The organism is Nitrosomonas sp. PY1 (assembly GCF_022836435.1).
GTDB lineage: Bacteria > Pseudomonadota > Gammaproteobacteria > Burkholderiales > Nitrosomonadaceae > Nitrosomonas.
The window spans coordinates 2,599,170-2,620,896 of the sequence record NZ_BQXC01000001.1 but is presented as its reverse complement, the minus strand read 5'-3'; the positions used below and the strand labels follow the sequence as shown (position 1 = coordinate 2,620,896).

Below are 21,727 nucleotides of genomic sequence, written 5' to 3'. Positions count from 1 at the left end.
ACGGAGGGGATGGAAGCAGTGTAAAGGAAGTTAATGTATTTTTGGTAAATTCAAGAGAATTTTCCAAGATCCTTGAAATATCTCTTAAGAATTAAGGGTTTAAATTTAATAATGGGAGTGCTCAATAACAGCATCTAATAATTAGATCAAAATTTGAACTAGCTTATTACCTTATTATTCAATAAGCACAATAGTTAAATATCAACGAGATACGGTTTTTGGATGATTCTAAATGATAACAAACAATACAATACTGGTAGTTGATGATGAAATCGGAATTCGCGAATTATTGTCGGAAATTTTGCGCGATGAAGGTTACCGTGTTGCGTTAGCGGAAAACGCTGAGCAAGCTAGGGTTTGGCGTAATAAAACACGCCCCGATTTGGTACTGTTGGATATCTGGATGCCTGATACCGATGGAATTACTTTGCTTAAAGATTGGGCGAGCAATGGTATGTTAACGATGCCGGTCATTATGATGTCAGGGCATGGAACCATTGATACGGCGGTTGAGGCAACGCGCATTGGAGCATTTGGTTATTTGGAAAAGCCGATTCCTTTACAAAAGCTTCTGAATACCGTTAGCAAAGCATTACGAGGGGGGCAAAATAAACCTCATGCAGTATTTTCTTTGGCAAGCTTAGGAAAAGGTCCCTTGATTGCCGATCTTAGAAAAAGAATGGAACAAGTTGTTAGCTTAAAAGCTCCGTTGTTATTGATGGGGGAACCAGGAGTCGGAGTGGAAATATGCGCGCGTTTTATGCACCGTCCTAACACGCCTTGGATAGAACCAGAGACTCTTACTTCGTTAGCCGACTCTCCGTTAGATTTGCTGGAATCCGCTCGTGACGGTGTTTTATTTCTTAAGGAGATAGGAGAGCTTAACAAGCTTGCACAAAAAGGCTTATTACTATTACTCAGTAAGTTAGAAAAGTATAATGTTCGATTGATTTGCGCTACTTCTCAATCGTTGGCGGAATTGACAGCGCAAGGAACCTATCATCCCAAATTGTTTGAAATTTTAAGTAGTTTGACTATTACAGTTCCGGCTTTAAGGGGGCACCGAGAAGATATTCCTGATCTTGCTAATCAAATTTTGCTGCGCTTTGTAGAGTCAGGGGAAGTTTCTTCAGTGCTTCAATTCAGCACGGCGGCTCTAAATTGTTTGCGTAATTATGATTGGCCAGGGAATCTTACGCAGTTAACCGGCGTTGTGCACTCGTTGGCATTAACATGCACGGGAGAGGAGATTACTGCGGATGCGGTGCAGCAAGCAATGGTTTTTCCAGAATCTTCTTCGATTTCTGTGTTACCTGAAATTCCCCTTGATCTCTCGTTACGGGAGGCGCGTGATTTATTTGAGAAAAGCTACTTTGAAAGATTAATCGGTCAGGAAAATGGCAACATGACGCGAGTTGCTGATCGTGCTGGTTTGGAGCGTACCCATCTTTATCGCAAAATCAAAATGCTGGGAATTAAATTACGTGGAAATTAATCACTGGAGCTCGATAGAATTTTCCTGCTACAGGATTGGTTTTATTTGAAAAATAAGAGATAATAGCAGCTTTGTCATATTTTTGCACAGAGGGCCTTTTTGCAAAAAGCATCATTTCTGTTTACTGAGAATAAATAAAATTATATAGGAGTTAGCATCAATGGGTACATTTAAGGATTTTGACGCACCGGTTTTTAGGGATTTAACCAGTGCGATTCGTGCATTGGCAATGGATGCGGTGCAAAAAGCCAATTCTGGGCATCCTGGTATGCCAATGGGAATGGCTGAAATTGCCGAAGTGTTGTGGATGCACCACCTGCGTCATAATCCTGGCAATCCAAAGTGGGTTGATCGTGATCGGTTTGTGCTTTCAAATGGGCATGGATCTATGTTGATTTATGCCTTACTACATTTGACTGGTTATGATTTACCCATGGATGAGATTAAGAAGTTTAGACAATTTCATTCTAAAACTCCAGGTCATCCTGAGTATGGCTACACGCCTGGCGTGGAAACCACTACCGGTCCGTTAGGCCAAGGCATCACCAATGCTGTCGGAATGGCGTTGGCAGAGAAGGTATTGGCAGCTGAATTTAACCGTCCAGGCTTTGATATCGTCAATCATCATACATACGTTTTTCTGGGTGATGGATGTTTAATGGAGGGCGTATCCCACGAAGCTTGCTCATTGGCAGGCACATTAGGACTTGGAAAGCTTATTTGTTTTTATGATGATAATGGTATTTCGATTGATGGACATGTAGAAGGCTGGTTTACCGACGATACGCCGAAACGATTTGAATCATATGGTTGGCATGTTGTTCCCGATGTGAATGGTCACGATCCCGAAGCAATTGAAACGGCAATCGAAGCAGCTAAGAAGGTGACAGATAAGCCTTCAATGATATGCTGCAAAACAGTGATAGGATTGGGCTCGCCTAATATGGCGAATACTCATTCTGTTCATGGTGCGGCACTAGGCGATGCCGAAATTGCTGCTACACGTCCGCATATTGGTTGGCATCATGCTCCTTTTGAAATTCCTCAAGATGTTTATAGTGCATGGAATGCCAAAGAAAAAGGCCAGAAGCTTGAATCTGAATGGAATTTGAAGTTTTCTGAATATGCCAAAAAATATTCAACTGAAGCTGCTGAGTTCAATCGCCGCATGGCTGGAGAATTGCCTGCTAATTGGCGTAAGCATGTCGATGATTTTGTTAACCAAGTCAATGGAAAGGCAGAAACGATTGCAAGCCGCAAAGCTTCACAAAATGCCATTGAAGGTTTGGCGCCAGTATTGCCTGAATTGATTGGAGGATCCGCAGATTTGGCTGGTTCTAACTTGACTTTGTGGTCGGGTTCTAAAGGAGTGAGTGATAAAACTGGCGGAAATTATGTTTATTACGGTGTGCGAGAATTTGGTATGAGTGCCATCATGAATGGGTTGTCATTGCATGGGGGTTTGATTCCTTATGGCGCAACCTTCCTGATGTTTTCTGAGTATGCGCGCAATGCGTTGCGTATGGCTGCATTAATGAAAATTCGCAATTTGTTTGTGTTTACACATGACTCCATTGGTTTAGGCGAGGATGGACCGACTCATCAACCGGTAGAGCAAACTGCGACCTTGCGATATATTCCCAATATGGATGTGTGGCGGCCTTGCGATACGGTAGAGTCGACCGTTGCCTGGGCGCATGCAATTGAACGTAAGGATGGTCCTTCGACACTTATATTTAGTCGTCAGAATTTGTCTTTTCAGAAACGTGATGCAAATACGATCAAACTGATCAATAAGGGTGGATACACGCTGTCAGAAGCGGCAAACGGTAAACCTCAAGTGATACTCATCGCAACGGGATCAGAGGTTGGTTTGGCAATGAATGCACAAAAATCACTCGGTGAGGAAGGTATTTATGCGCGTGTTGTGTCGATGCCTTGCACCAATGTATTTGATCGTCAGGAATCGTCTTACAAGGAAAATGTTCTACCGAAAGGTGTTAAACGCGTTGCTGTGGAAGCAGGTGTGACTGATTTCTGGCGTAAATATGTCGGATTGGATGGCGCAGTGGTAGGTATTGATACTTTTGGCGAATCTGCACCTGCAGATGTGCTTTTTAAACATTTTGGTTTTACGGTTGAGAATGTGCTGAAAACCGTAAAAAGCATACTCTGATTTGAACTAATTTAATTAACAATTGGGTGGCTGTTGGCTTATGTCCACAGCTACAGTAGATTTTTTATTTAAGGAGTGTTTTATGGCAATTAAGGTTGGTATCAATGGATTCGGGCGAATTGGACGTATGGTTTTTCGTTCTGCGATACAAAATTTTCCAGACATTGAAATCGTCGCGATTAATGATTTACTCGAGCCAGACTATTTGGCTTATATGTTAAAGCATGATTCAGTGCACGGTCGCTTCCATGGTGATGTTTCTACCGATGGCAATACATTGGTGGTGAATGGTAAAAAAATTAGACTGACGGCCATCAAAGATCCAGCGGACCTGAAATGGAAAGATGTCGGCGCCGAAGTTGTGGTGGAATCGACCGGATTATTCTTGACTAAAGAAACTTGTGAAAAGCATTTGGTAGCAGGTGCTAAAAAAGTCATTATGTCAGCGCCCTCAAAAGATGATACGCCGATGTTTGTTTATGGTGTTAACGATAAGTCATACAAAGGCGAAACGATTATTTCTAATGCATCTTGTACAACCAATTGTTTGGCTCCCGTGGCTAAAGTATTGAACGATAAATGGGGTATTAAAAGAGGACTTATGACCACGGTTCACGCCGCTACAGCAACGCAAAAAACGGTTGATGGTCCATCCAATAAAGATTGGCGAGGTGGCCGGGGTATTCTGGAAAACATTATCCCATCCTCAACTGGTGCGGCAAAAGCTGTCGGTGTTGTCATTCCTGAACTGAACAAAAAGTTGACAGGTATGGCTTTTCGCGTCCCAACATCGGATGTGTCTGTTGTGGATTTGACTGTTGAATTGGAGAAAGATGCTTCTTATGAAGAGATTTGCAAAGAGATGAAAGCAGCTTCAGAAGGAAAAATGAAAGGCGTATTGGGATATACCGATCAAAAAGTAGTGTCAACCGATTTTCGAGGTGACAGCTGCACTTCTATATTTGACGCGGAAGCAGGTATGGCGCTTGATAAAAGCTTCGTTAAGGTTGTTGCTTGGTACGACAATGAATGGGGATATTCAACTAAGGTCCTGGAAATGGTTCGTACTGTTGCCAAGTAACTATATCTATTAATAAGAAGAGCGTAATCAAAGCTGTAAGGATTACGCTAATTCTAGCTTAATTCGTTAAGACATAAGGGTAGCGCTTGCTATCCTTTTACTTTATCAAAGACAATTCAGGAGTTTGCCGTGTCTGTTATTAAATTGATTGATCTTGATCTTAAAGGTAAACGGGTATTTATTCGCGCTGATCTGAATGTACCTGTCAAAGATGGAAAAGTAACATCGGACGCACGTATTACCGCATCCATGGCAACAATTAATCATTGCCTTAAACAAGGCGCTAAGGTGATGGTAACTTCACATCTAGGGCGTCCTGAAGAAGGACAATGGAGTGCAGAAAATTCACTCAAGCCTGTGGCGGATAATATCTCCCAGCGGCTAAATAAACCAGTGCGTTTAATACGTGATTGGGTAGAAGGTGGATTTGAAGTAGCCGATGGGGAACTCGTGGTTTTGGAAAACTGCCGCATCAATAAAGGCGAAAAGAAAAACGTAGATGAAACGGCCCAAAAATACGCAAAATTGTGCGATGTGTTTGTTATGGATGCATTCGGAACAGCGCATCGCGCTGAAGCTTCTACGCATGGCATTGCAAAATATGCGCCTATCGCTTGCGCCGGAATTTTACTGACAGAAGAATTGGAAGCTTTAACTAAGGCGCTACTGAATCCGGCTCGTCCAATGGTTGCAATAGTAGGTGGCTCTAAAGTTTCGACTAAGCTTACAGTACTTGAGTCGCTTTCAGAAAAAGTCGATCAACTTGTGGTGGGGGGCGGTATTGCCAATACTTTCTTGAAAGCCACTGGAAAAAATGTAGGAAAATCATTGTGTGAAAGCGATCTGGTTCCAACGGCTAAAGCTCTGATGGATAAGATGGCAAAACGTAACGCATCGATTCCTATTGCGGTCGATGTTGTGGTGGGAAAGAAATTTGATGCTAATGAGCCTGCTGTACTGAAAAATGCGGGCGATGTAGCTGACGATGATATGATTTTTGATATTGGTCCGAAAAGTGCGCAGGAATTAGTTGATATTATTATGCGTGCGGGAACCGTGGTTTGGAACGGTCCGGTCGGCGTATTCGAGTTTGATCAATTTGGCGCTGGAACAGAAAAAATTGCCCGTGCCATTGCACAAACGAAAGCGTTTACACTCGCAGGTGGTGGCGATACGATTGCTGCTATTCAGAAATATGATATCTACGACAAAGTATCGTATATTTCTACGGCAGGTGGTGCATTTCTGGAATTCTTGGAGGGCAAGAAGCTACCCGCAGTGGAAATTTTGGAGCTACGTGCTAGTCAATAAATATAATGATTCGTCGAACAAAAATTGTAGCAACACTGGGTCCCGCATCCAGTAATCCAAAAATATTGGAGCGTATGATCCGTGCGGGTGTTGATGTTATTCGTATCAATTTTTCGCATGGTACACATGAACAGCACATTGAATTGGTTAAATTGACTCGTGCTTTAGCACGTGCAGAAGGCCGTACTGTGGGTGTTTTGGCTGATTTGCAAGGGCCGAAGATTCGTGTTGGGAAATTTGAAAATGGCAAAATCCGGCTCGAGGTAGGTGATCCCTTTATTCTTGATGCGAAGTGTCAATTAGGTAATCAAGAAAGGGTAGGGCTGGATTACAAAGAACTTCCAAATGACTTGGAAGCCGGTGCGATTCTCATGCTCGATGATGGACGCATCGTTTTGAGCGTGTTATCAGTTAAAGATCATGAAGTTTTTTGTAACGTCGAGCAGGGAGGAATTCTCTCGAATAATAAAGGAATCAATCGCAAAGGCGGTGGATTAGGTGCTCCAGCACTGACTAATAAAGACTTGGAGGATATTAAGACAGCTGCAGAGTTTGGTGCTGATTATTTGGCCGTTTCATTTGTCCGCTCAGGAGAAGACGTACGCAAAGCTCGTGAATTGATGGCGGAAGCAGGCGGGCGAAGCTTGATTATGGCGAAAATTGAGCGCTCAGAAGCTATTCTGGCTTTAGATGATATTCTGGATGCTTCAGATGCCATCATGGTTGCGCGCGGAGATCTGGCAGTAGAGGTGGGCGATGCGGCTGTTCCTGCATTACAAAAAAGAATGATTCGTTCCGCTCGTACCAATAACAAAATCGTTGTTACAGCGACTCAAATGATGGAATCGATGATTTCTAATCCTATTCCAACTCGAGCGGAGGTCTCAGATGTTGCCAATGCAGTATTGGATGGAACCGACGCCGTAATGCTTTCAGCGGAATCTGCTGCGGGTGAGTATCCTGTCGAGACTGTTGAAGCAATGGCAAGAGTTTGCCTCGAAGCCGAAAAAGAATATTTGGTGGCAAATGATCGCCGCATGAATGTAATGGATGCTAATCGTGCAACCATTGAAGAAGCTATTGCCCGTGCTACGATGTTTACGGCCAGTGGATTGCAAATTCGCGCTATTGCAGCATTAACGCAAAGTGGAGTAACGGCTTTGTTAATGTCGCGTAGGAGCTCGAAAGTTCCTATTTTTGCATTGAGTCCAAATGAAGAAACGCGCCAAAGGGTTACGTTATTTCGAGGAGTTTACCCCGTGGAATTTGGGGAGGGCTTACAAGATCCAGAAGTTATTTTGAATCTTGCAGAAGAAGAATTGCTTAATCGAGGCGTAGTACGGAATGGTGATATCATGGTCATGACAATTGGCGAACCGGTAGGAAAAGCGGGGGGTACGAATACCATGAAAATCATAAAAGTCGGTGAATATAAAAAAAGACTTGGATTAATGGCCGACACATAATAGATTGTTGGAAAATGCATTCGAGGCAATTGATGCTTATAAATTAATAGATATTCGAGCACTTACTATCTACATTGCAGCAACGATACAATCGTTTCTCAATAATCTGTTGAGTTTTAAAGAACAGGTATTCAATTTTACTAGGCAATAATAATTGCCGATACTGAACATAATTTTATTGAACTATTTTTGTAATAACTTTTTCAAGGAGGTTTAAATGGCACTCGTATCATTAAGACAATTACTGGATCATGCGGCGGAAAATAATTATGGCTTGCCTGCTTTTAATGTGAATAATTTAGAGCAAATTCAAGCGATTATGCAAGCTGCAGATGAATGTAATAGCCCTGTGATTATGCAAGGCTCTGCAGGAGCCAGAAAATACGCGGGTGAGGCATTTTTGCGTCATTTGATCGCAGCTGCTGTTGAGGCTTATCCACATATTCCGATTGTAATGCATCAGGATCACGGTGCTTCTCCTTCAGTATGTGTCAATGCGATTCGTAGCGGATTTTCCAGTGTGATGATGGATGGTTCGCTGAAAGAGGATGCCAAAACACCTTCAAGCTATGATTACAACGTTAAAGTAACTGCTGATGTAGTTAATATCGCCCATTCAGTGGGGGTTTCCGTAGAAGGAGAACTGGGTTGTTTAGGTTCTTTGGAATCCGGTATGGGCGAAGCTGAAGACGGACATGGTGCAGAAGGCGTATTATCACACGATCAATTATTGACCGATCCTGAAGAAGCCGCAGACTTTGTTAGAAAAACGGGTGTTGATGCTCTGGCGATTGCAATTGGTACTTCACATGGTGCTTATAAATTTACCCGTAAACCTACAGGAGATATATTAGCTATCAAACGTATTAAAGAAATTCATCAACGTATCCCTAACACACACCTAGTTATGCATGGTTCAAGTTCGGTGCCGCAAGAATGGCTGGAAATTATTCGACAATTTGGTGGAGATATGAAAGAAACCTATGGCGTACCGGTTGAGGAAATTCAAGAGGGTATTAAATATGGTGTGCGTAAAGTGAATATTGATACCGACATTCGTTTAGCCATGACAGGTTCGATTCGTCGCAGTTTGGAAAAAGATAAAAGCAATTTCGATCCGCGTAAGTTCCTAAAAGAGGCAACAGCCGCAGCTAAAGATATTTGTAAAGCGCGCTTTGAAGCATTCGGATGTGCTGGTCAAGCTGGAAAAATCAAACCTATTTCACTGGAAAGTATGGCTAACCGCTATGCTAAAGGTGAATTAAATCCGATTATCAAGTAATTCTTTTTCGTATATCAATATCTATAACAAAAACTCACAGTGCAAAATTGCGGTGTGAGTTTTTGTCTATAACGATAGAACAAATATTCTCACAGCACGGTGTTGAGGGTCACTGAATAATTTTTCAAGTGATCATCTGCTACATTAAGAGTGTATGAAAATTCGCCGATCGATAGGATAGTTTCTTTCCTCGCACTTCATCCGGTTTTCATACTATCTCGCTTGCCGGATTATTTGGCATTTCTTCAAGTTTCTTGTGTACCGATTCCTTCGGGTTATGTGGCGAAATCTGTAAAAATCCTTTACCAAGCAAAGGCTTTCAATCATGAATTGACATATATCCTTTTGCAGTGCATTGTTATAGCCGTGTTGAGTTCAACATGTAATTGAGATCGCTGCATCGCTATGTTTTTAGGGCTTTTCTGCGTGTGTGCTACCTAAAATCAAATACTAAACTATCCACTAGTAATGCGAGGTCTCTAATTTGAAGTGCTATTTTTTTAGTATTCATTAAAAATTGAAGTGAAGTTATACATCTATACTCTGTGTGTAATGTTCTAAATATGCTTTCATTAACGAGGAGTTTTCATGGATAGAAATAAAATTCTGATCACCTGTGTGCTAATTGGCACACTGATGATGGCATCAGCAGCGCAAGCGAATAGTGGTCAGTCAGATTTTCCTGATAAGCTAAATCAAGGTTTGGCTAATATTGCTTTTGGCATTATCGAGATTCCGAAGAATGTAATTAATATTACGAATCATCAAAATATTTTTGTGGGTATCACTGTTGGTACCGTTCGTGGCATGGTGCACGGGGTGAGCCGGATGGTGGTTGGCAGTATTCAATTGTTGACTTCGCCTATTCCAACAAGTGAATTTATTGCGCCTGCTTATGTATGGGAGCGTTTTAGCGAGGATAGTCGCTATTTTGGATTACATTATCCGGCTTATTGGACAGTTTATGGTCCATTGGATGATGGTAAGTAAACCAATTGTAACTAACCCCAATCATTAGGAAACATTATGAGAAAACAAAATATTTTTCTGCTCGTAGTGATAGCTTTTTTTCTGATAGCTTGTGCTACACCTAAAATAAATACAGAAGACTTAAAAACTGGAATTGATGCAGCTAGATCGGGTCACTATGGTCAGGCTATGTTGCATCAAGAACTGTCTGAGAAAGACTTAGGAACCGCTAACAGGATTCTTTCTCATCTTGAAAAAGGTCATTACTGGAATATTGATGAGAAACAAATAGCGCTAGATGCTGCTAAGTCGGCTGCACAGCATCGTCTGGAATCCGAGAAAGAGATGTGTCGTTGGTTAACATCAGTTCATGGCCAAAATCACCATAAAAAGGAAGCAATGCATGGTACCGCGGTATTTTTTAAAACGGGCAGTGCTATTCCTTTTGAGGCCAAGGATGAATCTATTCGAAGAGTAGGGCGATGGCTACAAGCACATCCTGATGTGAGTGCAACAGTAACTGCATCGACAGATACTGTTGGTAATTCGACTTATAATCAAGAATTATCTGAAAGAAGAGCTGATGCAGTCATAAAGCACTTGATTGCAAATGGTGCGAGACCGAATCAGTTAACGATTAAAGCAATTGGTGAGGTCACAGGCACTGAGAACACAGCAAATCAGGAAAATCGAGTGGCAACTATTATTACTTCACATCCTGATTATTTTGATTGTCCTACGCTAACGTTAAAATAAGGGAACTTGATCCACCCAATAGGTGGGTCAAGATTCTATTTAAGAGTATATTTTGGTTTGTAATTCTTTGATTGATATACATATCAATGCGCATGCTCACCCGGTGGCGGCATGATTTCTCCCTCTTTGTTGAGTTGAGTGAGTTGTAATGTCAACGCATCGATGCTTTGCCAACCAAAGCCTTCAAACTGAGCAACCCAACGTGCGCGCAAGTAACCAAAGCGATCTGTCATATATTCTATATGTCCAGGAAACATACCTTTTCCCGATAAATCAGGTACGGTTCTGACGCGGCGATATAGCCAATAGCTATCTTTGATTTCAGACCAACCTTCCGTCACTATCGGGAAAGGTGCAATGGTTAGAATTTGTTGTAATTCTTCTTCTGATAATGCCCGATTCGGGACAGCCAGAATTTCGGTATCTAGGTTGCGTATTTCATCGTAAGCCGTAGCAAGCTGATACATGCGCTGCTTCGATTGTGGCCAGGAGAACAATACGAGCAACACGTTTTTTTGCAACCGAAAATCTTTCAAATTACCGCTAGAACCGTTGCTGGCTGCATAATTAAATATCGGTGATCCAATGGTGGGCGTTTCCGGAATAATCATGCTACCCAACAATCGCGCATCGAAGCCTCGTGATAGGGCATGAAGGAAATTGATCAAATCCCATCGATCCTCTTCCGATAGAGTTGCATCAAAACCAGGCATTGCCGTTCCGGAAATGCCATGTGTTAAATAGTGATACGTATTGCCAACGGTATAACTTGCAGTATGCGGTTCAGTCAGTAAATCGGTGGGATCTTTGATTTCTGGGTCGATAATGTTGCCGGTTCCCTTACCTTGAGGACCATGACAGTTTACGCAATTTTTTGCAAACAATTTCATGCCATTTGATATTGAAACAGTATCAAACGGTACTGAAGGTTTCAGATAGGTTTCTGGATAAGACTTAAGTGTCATGAGCGGCAGTGCAATCGCTGAAGCGCTGAGAGCGAGTATACCAGGGATTAAGACGAGCTTCAGCTTGCTCCAGCCGCTTCTGACACCCAACCAGATTGTACTTATTGCAACTAGAAACAATGCTATACCGAGTCGAATAACTTCTTGCGCAATAGGATCGTCTGTCGCATTAAATGAAAGTCGGAATGGATAAGGCCAGTTTTGCACCAAGCTATGTTTTGCGGGAAGGGTATTTGCTAAAATAATGGCAATTAGTATCAAAAATAAGGCTAGAATAAATTCGACGCGAACCCATTTTTTTAATGCAAGGAAACCATGTTGCCTATCCGCATCCCTTCCAGTCTTCGTCACGATAGGTAACCATGTATTTCGAATTTGATAAGCAATCAATAAAATAATCGCCAAAACACTTAATTTTAAATTAAGCAACCAACCGTAATTGCTGGCCACCAATGTGTGATATAAGCCATCAATCAGTCGGTCCGTCACGATTACTCCAGTAATTAGCAATAACAGCATCACGGGCATAGCTAGTTGGGAAAATTTACGCAAATAGACTGATCTGTCTGTGGTTGTAATTGCATCGGACTGCACGTTATCGCTGAGAAGTAGCAACAAAATTGCGGGTAATGCGCCAAACCAAACACCTGCTAATAAAATGTGCAATGCATAGGGTGCAATGGATGCAAATGACATTTCATCGGCACTCGAGTGACTCATGAATGTTCCGGCAATAATCGGAAGAGAAGCCGCGGCTGCAATCAAAACATAATGCCAGCGTTCACGTTCTAGGCGAACGAAATAAAGTGTAATGGCAAGAAGAAAAACTGCTGATAGCATGCGGATTATCCAGATATGTCCGATCTGAGTTTGTTGCACAATGTCAAACCACATATATGGATTCCAGAGATTTTTGGCCACCCCGGTTGCTTCGCTGGTTGTGGCGGCCAAGATTCCGATTAATCCTAATAATATAATCCCGGCCATCCAAGGAAACTTTCTTTCGATACGAACAGTCCAGCTAGTGTAAGACAGTGATCTGTGTTGCATGGTGATGGCAAAAAACACAGAGCAGCCGAATATAATGAGATTGGCTGTTAGTTGTGACCAACGAGATAAAGCAGCAATGATTTCAATCATGATTTGGGAATGCTAGTGGGTATGGTACGCTTTGTGTATAGGAAAATTAATTAGTCAACAAGTAACATTAGACGTGAATAAACTAATTTTTTAGATTAACACAACATAAGCAAAGCATTCTACTGATGTAGTAGGATGCTTCAAGACAAAGGTGTTTTCTTAATTCAATTATGGAAGCCCTTAAGTGAATTTCTATCAGCAATTTGACCGTTATAAAAATATTTCTGAGGGGAAGGTAATATGCCGACAGTTTTAGTAACCGGAGCTAATCGTGGAATTGGATTGGAGTTTGTTCGACAATATGCTCAAGATGGCTGGCACGTTATCGCGTGTTGTCGCAATCCAACTACTGCAACAAAACTGCACTACTTGAATGGTCAGTTTCCGCAGTACTTGAAGGTATATGCACTCAATATGATCGATCTTGCGCAAATTGAGCAATTATCAGAGACTTTATCAACCGAAGCCATTGATTTGCTGATTAATAATGCTGGTGTTTACTCGTCGGAACACGGTGATGCATTTGGTGCAACGGATTATGCGGCTTGGCAGTATGTCTTTCAAGTCAACAGCATGGCTCCTCTTAAAATGGCGGAAGCTTTCATTCAGCAAATTGCGCGCAGTGAGCTCAAGACAATTGTCACTATTACCAGCAAGATGGGAAGTATTGCTGATAATCGCGGAGGCGGCAGCTATATCTATCGTGCTAGCAAGGCTGCTGTCAATGTTGTCATGAAAAGCTTATCCATTGATTTGGGTGTGCAGCAAATTAAAGCAGTTTTATTGCATCCAGGTTGGGTAAAAACCGATATGGGAGGAGCCAATGCACTTATTTCTGTTGAGCAAAGTGTTACAGGCATGCGTGATGTTATTCGTAATCTAACGCTACAGGATTCCGGTAAGTTTTATGGATTTGATGGGAAAATTGTACCTTGGTAATTTTGTATCGACCTCATTGAACGGATATTTACGTAATTTTGATGAAAGCATTTACATTGCCATCACAATTTAATCTGGTGATGGCAATTTATTATTGTGCGATGAAGCCAATAACTGCTGAAGGTGCTATGAAAGAGTTTACTGTGCTAATCGTGAAACTGATTTAATCGAAGGTGGCGAAACTATGTCTGTTTTGTTATATGTAAATAAAAAGAGGAAAGTGTATTTGTTGGAAAAAGATTCGGCAATGAATGGTGAAGAAGATGCCAAAAATTTTCCAGAGGCTGTTTCAAAAATATCAAAGTAGAATTTGGAGTAGCCTAATTGACTGTCTGATTTGTAGATTGCCAACTCAGGTAATGAGATAGGTATAAAGGAGGCTGAGATTGGGGGAATCCCAAAGAACGTAGTTGCAAACTCGGTTCCTAAAGAATTGACTATAATATTAATACGATGGCTTGCGCCTTCATCTGTAGGAATATAGCCATGCATGCCTAGCCAACCTGCCACAATCCCTTTAACAATATCTTTGTCTGCACTAACACCGGTTACGTCCAACTTGACTTTTGATTCGCGGGGTATTGGAAAAGGCATATTCCGGTCTTTTGGTAAGCTGCGTAATACAGACTCAGTTATTAATAACTGTTCAGTCGCTGTTCTGACTGATTGTGTGTTTTTTTGTGTTACCGAGCAAGCTGAAAGAAATGTAGCAATCGCTATGCAAGAAAAGAGTGTCTTGAGTACCGTTTGAGTCATATAATTCCCCATTTTTATGAAATGATCTTTCTAGTCGGCAAGAAAGTCTTGTTAACCAGAAAAAACTTGAGTAGCCTACAATAGAATCAAATTCTATAACAGTAGCTTTTATTTTATAAGGCTACCGAGCAGTAACGCCAATCATTAAAGGAAAGATGACAGATAACAAAGTAATTAACTAATAAGCTCACCGACCTTTAATATTTATATGTGCCATGATCATTGATCGTATAGGTTATCAATTGACACTAGGCTTCAGTAAAGCATTTTTTCTATAAATGCCAAATTTCTGTGAATTTTAATTGACAATGAAAATAATGCGTTCTTAATAATTTTATTAAGCGACGTGAACATCTATGATTATAGATAAGATTTTATTCTAATGAGGAGAAATTTTGAGAATCGTATTTTTTGCGAACACTGAATGGTATCTTTACAATTTTCGCCGATCTCTTGCGCTGGCTGCTCGTGATGCAGGTCATGAAGTGATCATGCTTTCTCCGCCTGGTCCTTACGCGGCAAAATTAGAAGCCTTGGGTTTGCGTTGGATCGCTGCTCCGATGGAGCGTCGAAGTCTTAATCCCCTGCGTGAATTGAAGTTTATTAGTTGGTTGCAAAATCTATTGGTTGTTGAGCAGGTTGATTTGATACATGGGTTTACTATTAAATGTGCGGTTTATAGTGCCATTGCGGCAAGATTTGCGGGTAATCGCGCTTGTGTGAGCGCTGTCACCGGATTAGGGTATGTGTTTATTGGTCATGATTTACGTGCCCGAATGCTTCGACCTATTGTGCAAAATATCATCCGTTTTGCCATGCGTGGAAAGAATGTGCGGTTGATTCTGCAAAACATTGATGATCTGATTGTGTTTGAACAGGCAAAAATGATTGATCCTTTGTATATTCGACTCATTCGAAGCTCGGGAGTAGATTGCTCGAGATTTTCGCAATGCGCTGTACGCATTCAGAATGAACCGCTTCGCATTCTATTAGCCGCCCGCTTATTATGGGATAAGGGTATCGGAGAGTATGTGGAAGCAGCTAGAATATTAAAAAAACAAGGACGCAGTGTTCATTTCTTACTGGCAGGTTCGCCTGATCCTGGTAATCCTAATGCTGTTTCCGAATCATCTGTGCAAGCTTGGGTAAATGAAGGCTTAATAGAATGGCTGGGTCATACTGACGACATGCCAGGACTGTTTGCAACAATCCATGCATTTATTCTACCGTCCGCCTATCGAGAAGGTGTGCCTAAATCATTAATTGAAGCAGCTGCATGTGGTCTCGTTTTGGTTACTACTGATGCGCCTGGTTGTCGAGAAGTTGTAACTCATGAAGTTGACGGTTTGTTGATACCAATCAAGAATGCTAGCGCTTTAGCAACAGCTATAGCCCGCATTGATGATGATCTAGACTTGGCAGCGAAATTAGGAGGAGCTGCAAAAACAAAGGCATTATTGGAATTTGATGAAAAAATAGTTATCCAAAAAACGATGGCGGTTTATGAAGAGCTCTTATAAAGGAACGTATTAGTATTATTGACTTAAGAATTACTTTTATTACTTTTAATTGAGAGCAAGAAAATCATAATCATTGTTCTACATATGAAGAATTGACGATCAGAAGATAACTTCGTGAAATTTTTATTTCAGGAAAAGGGTATCATATTTAGTAACGAGTTGATTCATGATTTGGTTGGCTCGATTGATTGAGCGCACACAGATTAGGGAGCTTCTACGATAATTTTTTAAAAATTTAATTTTATAGGCAATAAAAATCTCTAAGAATACAGTCATGTAGAGATCTCTAAAAGGGCTTGCAGAAGAATTTGGGCAAAATAAACTGAAGATTTGAAGTGTTTTCTCATGGTTGCTTTTTATTTTGAAAAAATGCATTTGTATGAGAATGGCTTGCAAGGTAATATTCATCCAAAATAGAGAATAGTGATTATGGTCAATTTGGTACAAGCCGGTATGCAAAAAATTTTGCATCATGTAGCATTTCTCAGCATGTTTTTGCTCACGATGTTTTTCATGATATCAGTGAAATCGTTACAAGCTAGCCCTCTTCATGCATCTATCGTAATTGACGCGGATACCAATCAAGTGCTGCACGAATTACATGCTGACGCTAGTCGTTATCCGGCTTCGTTAACTAAAATGATGACGCTGTATATTTTATTTGAAGCACTTGAACAGCGTAAGTTAAACCTGGATACGCCGCTGCATGTATCAAATTATGCAGCCTCAATGCCACCTACTAATATTAACTTACGCCCAGGTGATTCAATCAGTGTCCGCGAGGCTATTATCGCATTGATCGTTCGCTCTGCGAATAATGTTGCGACAGTAGTCGCTGAAGCGCTAGCGGGGGACGAAATCAGCTTTGGTCAAATGATGACAGACAAAGCGCGCCGAATGGGCCTGCGTTCAACGACTTTTCGTAACGCTTCGGGATTGCCTAATAATCAACAAGTAACCACAGCGCGTGACATGGCTAATTTATCAGTGCGCTTAATGAAGGATTTTCCGCAGTATTATTACTACTTTTCTACACCATCTTTCAACTTTAGGGGGGTAACTTACACTAGTCACAATCGTATGGTCAAGAATGTTTACGGTGTCGATGGCTTAAAAACAGGCTTTATACGCGCGTCTGGCTTTAATATCGCAACTTCGGCAAAGCGTGATAATCGTCGAATAATTGTGGTAGTGATGGGGGGAAGAACGGCTGTATTGCGCGATCAACAGGTATCGCAGTTGCTGGAATATGGCTTTAATGGTGGTAAACCTGTGCAATTTGCTATTAATGATTCAATGGTGCGTCCAGCCACTGTTGCAGGAAAGCGTAATCAAAAATTGTCTTCAGCTTCTTTGTCTAACAGCAACAAAAAAACTGGACCATTTCGTGCAAGTAAGCCTATTACTAAACAGAAATCAACTCAAACCAAAGCATTATCGTTAACTAATCGTAAAAATGGACAGTGGGGGGTACAAGTTGGATCCTTTGCGCAACAGAAAAAAGCGCGCGCGCAAGCAAAAGTAGCTAAAAAATGGATATCAGGTTCGGTGGATATTTCTGAAATCGCGATTAGCAATCAAAAACTGTATCGTGCTAGACTAATTGGTTTGCAAGAAAGTCAAGCTCGTGCGGGTTGCCAGAGCCTATCGCGAAATGGAATGGAGTGCTCGGTTGTCAAAGAAGATGTATGGGTAAATTAAAGTTTTACTATTTTATTTTTGGTTAATGCGAGTTAATCAGGGAGATAAGTCGAGTTCGGGTAATTTTAATCCGATAACATTCATATGGATTTTGATAAAGAACTCAACGTAAGTGGATTATTATGCCCTTTGCCTATCTTGCGAACTAAACAGTCATTATCTACTATGTCGAGTGGGCAATTGCTGAAAGTCATAACGACTGACCCTGCCTCGATAATCGATTTTCAAGTATTTTCTGATAATACCGGCAACGAATTGTTATCAATTTCAGAAACTGACTGCACCTTTATCTTTCTTTTGAAGAAAAAATAGAATCTTAAGGATAACTCAAATTCTCATATCGAAGAGCAAACTATGTTGTTTTATTCATTTTTGCTTTATTGGATATCCTGATATTTCATAGGAATACATTTCAATTTTTAATCTGGGTTTTCTATTAATTTCCTAGGTATCGATTTATAACTTCCTTTGTCATGTTGTCACGGGGTTGTTTATTGATATACTTCTTTGTAATAAATCTTTACTGAGCCGAATTAATTCTTTATAAAACAGTTTATTAATAACTGCTCGAACAGTTGGGTTTTTGCATAAACGCTCTTCTCGCTAAGATTTTGTCAATTATTACCAATAAATTTGTAATTGTAATTTTATTGTGAAGATTTATATGATTTTTATTTATTGTAAATAAAGGGGAATTAGGGGGGGGTGGGTAATTAAGTTAAGTTTATAGGACATATTTTATGACAAATAGTTCTTGACGAGTTGGGGGTATGTCGACTAGCCTGGAGGGTGTAGCTGGGTTGGGGGGAAATATACTCTGATTTAGTTGCTAAAAATTTAAGTATAAGAGCAGTAGAAGATAGAATAATTCGTGAAGAATTAGGTAGTAAGTAATAAAAAAAGAGAGAGCAGTATATTTAATTAACGAAGAGCGGTAAGGAGGTAGGATATGGCAACGACGTATGGCACGAGTAGTGCGAGTAAGAGTGCTGATTATGACATGTCGCTGTGGTATGACTCAAAGTACTACAAATTAGGCATGCTGACGATGTTATTGGTAGCGATATTTTGGATATGGTATCAAAGGACATTTGCATATTCGCATGGAATGGATTCGATGGAACCTGAGTTTGACAAGGTATGGATGGGTCTGTGGCGAGTACACATGACACTGATGCCGCTGTTTGGGTTAGTGACATGGGGTTGGATTCTGAAGACTCGTGATACGAAAGAGCAATTAGACAATTTGGACACCAAGCTGGAGATCAAACGTTATTTTTACTGGATGATGTGGTTGGGTGTTTATTTGTTTGGTGTTTACTGGGGCGGAAGTTTCTTTACGGAACAAGACGCATCTTGGCACCAAGTGATTATTCGTGACACGAGCTTTACGCCAAGTCACGTAGTGGTATTTTACGGTTCGTTCCCGATGTACATTGTATGTGGTGTAGCGTCATACTTGTATGCGATGACCCGTCTGCCGCTGTATAGCCGTGGCACATCCTTCCCGTTGGTGATGGCAATTGCTGGTCCATTGATGATTCTGCCGAACGTAGGGTTGAACGAATGGGGACATGCATTCTGGTTCATGGAAGAATTGTTTAGCGCGCCATTACACTGGGGCTTTGTGATTCTGGGTTGGGCTGGTTTATTTTCGGGTGGAATTGCAGCACAAATCATTACCCGTTATTCAAACCTGACCGATGTAACCTGGAACAATGCTAGCAGAGAAATTCTGAATAACCGCATCGTTCCTTAAATAAGGAGCACATCGGAGTTTTTCGTTAGGCGACGAAGGGACTTTCGGTGAAGTGGGTACGTTAGTCTCGTAGGCTAGGGGAAATAATCTACGAGGCTAGCGTAAGAAAAGAATAAATAGGCGCGAGGAAATTGGGTCTATGAATTTAAATAAAATGAATATAGGGAGGGTCTAGTGAGTAGAACAGACGAAATTATAGCGGCGGCCAAGATGCCACCGGAAGCGGTAAGGATGTCGAGATACATTGATGCGGTGTATTTTCCGATTCTGTGTATTCTGTTGGTAGGAACATTCCACATGCACTTTATGCTGTTGGCAGGTGACTGGGATTTTTGGCTTGATTGGAAAGATCGTCAATGGTGGCCGGTAGTAACCCCGATTGTGGGCGTTATGTATTGTGCGGCATTGATGTACTATTTGTGGGTAAACTACCGTCTGCCTTTTGGCGCGACACTGTGTATCGTGTGCCTGTTGGTAGGTGAATGGTTAACCCGTTACTGGGGATTTTACTGGTGGTCACACTATCCACTCAACTTTGTACTGCCATCGACCATGATTCCTGGCGCATTGATGTTGGATACGATCATGTTGTTGACAGGTAACTGGTTGATAACCGCGTTATTAGGTGGTGGATTCTGGGGATTGTTTTTCTACCCAGGCAACTGGCCGATATTTGGCCCGACCCACTTACCAGTGGTAGTAGAAGGCGTACTGTTATCAGTTGCTGACTACACGGGTTTCTTGTATGTACGTACTGGTACACCGGAATATGTGCGTTTAATTGAGCAAGGTTCATTGCGTACGTTTGGTGGTCACACGACGGTTATTGCTGCGTTCTTCTCGGCATTCGTATCGATGTTGATGTTCTGCGTATGGTGGTATTTTGGTAAAGTTTACTGCACCGCTTTCTACTATGTTAAAGGTGAAAGAGGACGTATTTCTATGAAGAATGACGTAACTGCTTTTGGTGAAAAAGGCTTTGCACAGGGGATCAAATAATGAATATGAAAAGCATTTTTAAACTAGGCGTGTTAGGTCTTTACGGAGCTGCGATAGGTGCGGCATCATTAGCGCTGACGTTGGGCGCTGATGTAAAAACGGCATCGGCACATGGTGAACGTTCGCAAGAGCCGTTTCTTCGGATGCGTAGTATTCAGTGGTATGACATGAAATGGCAACCGAAAGTCACGAAAGTGAACGACATTGCTACGATGACTGGTAAATTTCACTTGGCAGAAGATTGGCCACGTGCGGTAGGTAAGCCTGGACGTGCGTTTTTTAACGTGGGCAGTCCGAGTCCGGTGTTTGTACGCTTGAGCACCAAGTTAAATGGTCACCCGACCTTCATATCAGGTCCGTTAGAAATTGGACGCGACTATGAATTTGAAGTGAAACTGAAAGCACGGATACCTGGACGCCATCATATGCATGCGATGGTAAACGTGAAAGACGCGGGTCCGATTGCAGGTCCTGCATCTTGGATGAACATTTCAGGTAGCTGGGATGACTTTACCAATCCGATTACCACATTAACGGGTAAAAACATTGATCTGGAAACTTTCAATTTCAGCAATGGTGTATTCTGGCACTTGGTATGGTTGGGTCTTGGCTGCTTCTGGATTGGCTACTTTGTAGCGAAACCGATGTTCTTGCCACGTAGTCGGGTATTGTTGGCGTATGGAGACGAATTGCTGACATCACCGACGGACAGGAAATTTGGTCTTGCGATGGCGATTCTGACCTGTGCGATTGTATGGGGTGGATATCGTTATACAGAAACGGTTCATCCGTACACGGTACCGATTCAAGCGGGTGAATCTAAAGTAGAGCCATTACCGATTGCACCGAATCCGGTAGCGATTAAAGTTACGCATGCGAACTATGACGTACCTGGACGTGCGTTGCGCGTTACGATGGAAATTACCAACAATGGTGACTCACCGGTTAGTATTGGGGAGTTCACTACAGCGGGTGTTCGTTTTGTTAACAAACTGGGTCAAACACATTTAGATCCGGACTATCCGAGAGAATTGGTTGCGACTGGTTTATCGATGGATGATGACAGAGCGATTCAACCTGGTGAAACACGTGAAGTTAAGATGGAAGCCAAAGATGCGTTATGGGAAGTACAACGTTTGATGGCGTTATTGGGTGATCCTGAAAGCCGTTTTGGTGGATTGCTGATGACTTGGGATGACAGTGGTACACGTTATATTAACAGTATTGCGGGAGCCGTTATTCCAGTGTTTACCAAACTATAATCGAAGATAGATTGGTTTAGGTTTAAACACAAAGCGCCGGTACACCGCTGTCGAAAGACAGATAGGGTACCGGCGTTTTTATCGATGTAAGAGAAAAATAGAAGAAAGAAAATATAAACGAAAGTACTAGATGCAAATAAGAAAAATAAA

Annotated in this window: 17 protein-coding genes; 15 read left to right on the top strand and 2 right to left on the bottom strand. The window is 41.6% G+C overall.

The window, feature by feature from the left end; genetic code table 11:
* Positions 1-232 precede the first annotated feature (232 nt).
* The 8 genes from W03_RS12135 to W03_RS12100 all read left to right on the top strand — a co-directional run bounded on the left by W03_RS12135 (position 233) and on the right by W03_RS12100 (position 10,536).
* On the top strand, positions 233-1,495 hold the full coding sequence (locus W03_RS12135) for a sigma-54 dependent transcriptional regulator (RefSeq protein ID WP_244073589.1): 1,263 nt from the start codon (positions 233-235) through the stop codon (positions 1,493-1,495).
* A 160-nt stretch (positions 1,496-1,655) separates the two neighbouring features.
* Positions 1,656-3,671 (top strand): transketolase, encoded by a 2,016-nt coding sequence (tkt, locus tag W03_RS12130; RefSeq protein ID WP_244073588.1) that lies wholly within the window; start codon positions 1,656-1,658, stop codon positions 3,669-3,671.
* An 82-nt stretch (positions 3,672-3,753) separates the two neighbouring features.
* The gene (gene gap / locus W03_RS12125) at positions 3,754-4,752 is read left to right on the top strand and encodes a type I glyceraldehyde-3-phosphate dehydrogenase (RefSeq protein ID WP_244073587.1); all 999 of its coding nucleotides are present in this window, start codon (positions 3,754-3,756) and stop codon (positions 4,750-4,752) included.
* A gap of 129 nt (positions 4,753-4,881) precedes the next feature.
* Positions 4,882-6,063, top strand: a complete 1,182-nt coding sequence (locus W03_RS12120) for a phosphoglycerate kinase (protein ID WP_244073586.1) — start codon at positions 4,882-4,884, stop codon at positions 6,061-6,063.
* A 5-nt stretch (positions 6,064-6,068) separates the two neighbouring features.
* Positions 6,069-7,529 (top strand): pyruvate kinase, encoded by a 1,461-nt coding sequence (gene pyk / locus W03_RS12115; protein WP_244073585.1) that lies wholly within the window; start codon positions 6,069-6,071, stop codon positions 7,527-7,529.
* Between the two features lie 217 nt (positions 7,530-7,746).
* On the top strand, positions 7,747-8,811 hold the full coding sequence (gene fba, locus W03_RS12110; RefSeq protein ID WP_244073584.1) for a class II fructose-bisphosphate aldolase: 1,065 nt from the start codon (positions 7,747-7,749) through the stop codon (positions 8,809-8,811).
* Between the two features lie 588 nt (positions 8,812-9,399).
* Positions 9,400-9,801 (top strand): exosortase system-associated protein, TIGR04073 family, encoded by a 402-nt coding sequence (locus W03_RS12105; RefSeq protein ID WP_244073583.1) that lies wholly within the window; start codon positions 9,400-9,402, stop codon positions 9,799-9,801.
* Positions 9,802-9,837: 36 nt separating this feature from the next.
* Positions 9,838-10,536, top strand: coding sequence for an OmpA family protein (locus W03_RS12100; protein ID WP_244073582.1), 699 nt, complete (start codon positions 9,838-9,840; stop codon positions 10,534-10,536).
* An 83-nt stretch (positions 10,537-10,619) separates the two neighbouring features.
* On the opposite strand, the gene W03_RS12095 is transcribed toward W03_RS12100, so the two are convergent.
* A complete protein-coding gene (locus W03_RS12095) occupies positions 10,620-12,641 on the bottom strand; it encodes a CopD family protein (protein WP_244073581.1) in 2,022 nt (673 codons plus the stop codon).
* Between the two features lie 240 nt (positions 12,642-12,881).
* On the opposite strand from W03_RS12095, the gene W03_RS12090 reads away from it, so the two are divergent.
* Positions 12,882-13,580 carry an SDR family oxidoreductase gene (locus tag W03_RS12090; protein ID WP_244073580.1) on the top strand — a complete coding sequence of 233 codons (699 nt, stop codon included), beginning with the start codon at positions 12,882-12,884 and terminating at the stop codon, positions 13,578-13,580.
* Positions 13,581-13,718: 138 nt separating this feature from the next.
* Here the strand turns inward: W03_RS12090 and W03_RS12085 are convergent, their stop codons facing one another.
* A complete protein-coding gene (locus tag W03_RS12085) occupies positions 13,719-14,336 on the bottom strand; it encodes a hypothetical protein (protein ID WP_244073579.1) in 618 nt (205 codons plus the stop codon).
* A gap of 395 nt (positions 14,337-14,731) precedes the next feature.
* Here W03_RS12085 and W03_RS12080 point away from each other — a divergent pair, with 395 nt between their 5' ends.
* From W03_RS12080 to W03_RS12055, 6 genes are all read left to right on the top strand, one after another.
* Positions 14,732-15,856 carry a glycosyltransferase family 4 protein gene (locus W03_RS12080; RefSeq protein ID WP_244073578.1) on the top strand — a complete coding sequence of 375 codons (1,125 nt, stop codon included), beginning with the start codon at positions 14,732-14,734 and terminating at the stop codon, positions 15,854-15,856.
* A gap of 429 nt (positions 15,857-16,285) precedes the next feature.
* On the top strand, positions 16,286-17,557 hold the full coding sequence (locus tag W03_RS12075; RefSeq protein WP_244073577.1) for a D-alanyl-D-alanine carboxypeptidase: 1,272 nt from the start codon (positions 16,286-16,288) through the stop codon (positions 17,555-17,557).
* Between the two features lie 84 nt (positions 17,558-17,641).
* On the top strand, positions 17,642-17,869 hold the full coding sequence (locus tag W03_RS12070; protein WP_244073576.1) for a sulfurtransferase TusA family protein: 228 nt from the start codon (positions 17,642-17,644) through the stop codon (positions 17,867-17,869).
* A 637-nt stretch (positions 17,870-18,506) separates the two neighbouring features.
* Complete coding sequence (locus W03_RS12065) at positions 18,507-19,316, top strand: methane monooxygenase/ammonia monooxygenase subunit C (protein WP_244071008.1); 810 nt, start codon at positions 18,507-18,509, stop codon at positions 19,314-19,316.
* A gap of 174 nt (positions 19,317-19,490) precedes the next feature.
* Complete coding sequence (locus tag W03_RS12060) at positions 19,491-20,315, top strand: methane monooxygenase/ammonia monooxygenase subunit A (RefSeq protein WP_244071010.1); 825 nt, start codon at positions 19,491-19,493, stop codon at positions 20,313-20,315.
* Positions 20,315-21,577 carry a methane monooxygenase/ammonia monooxygenase subunit B gene (locus tag W03_RS12055; RefSeq protein ID WP_244071012.1) on the top strand — a complete coding sequence of 421 codons (1,263 nt, stop codon included), beginning with the start codon at positions 20,315-20,317 and terminating at the stop codon, positions 21,575-21,577. The genes W03_RS12060 and W03_RS12055 overlap by 1 nt, the downstream gene beginning before the upstream one ends.
* Positions 21,578-21,727 lie beyond the last annotated feature (150 nt).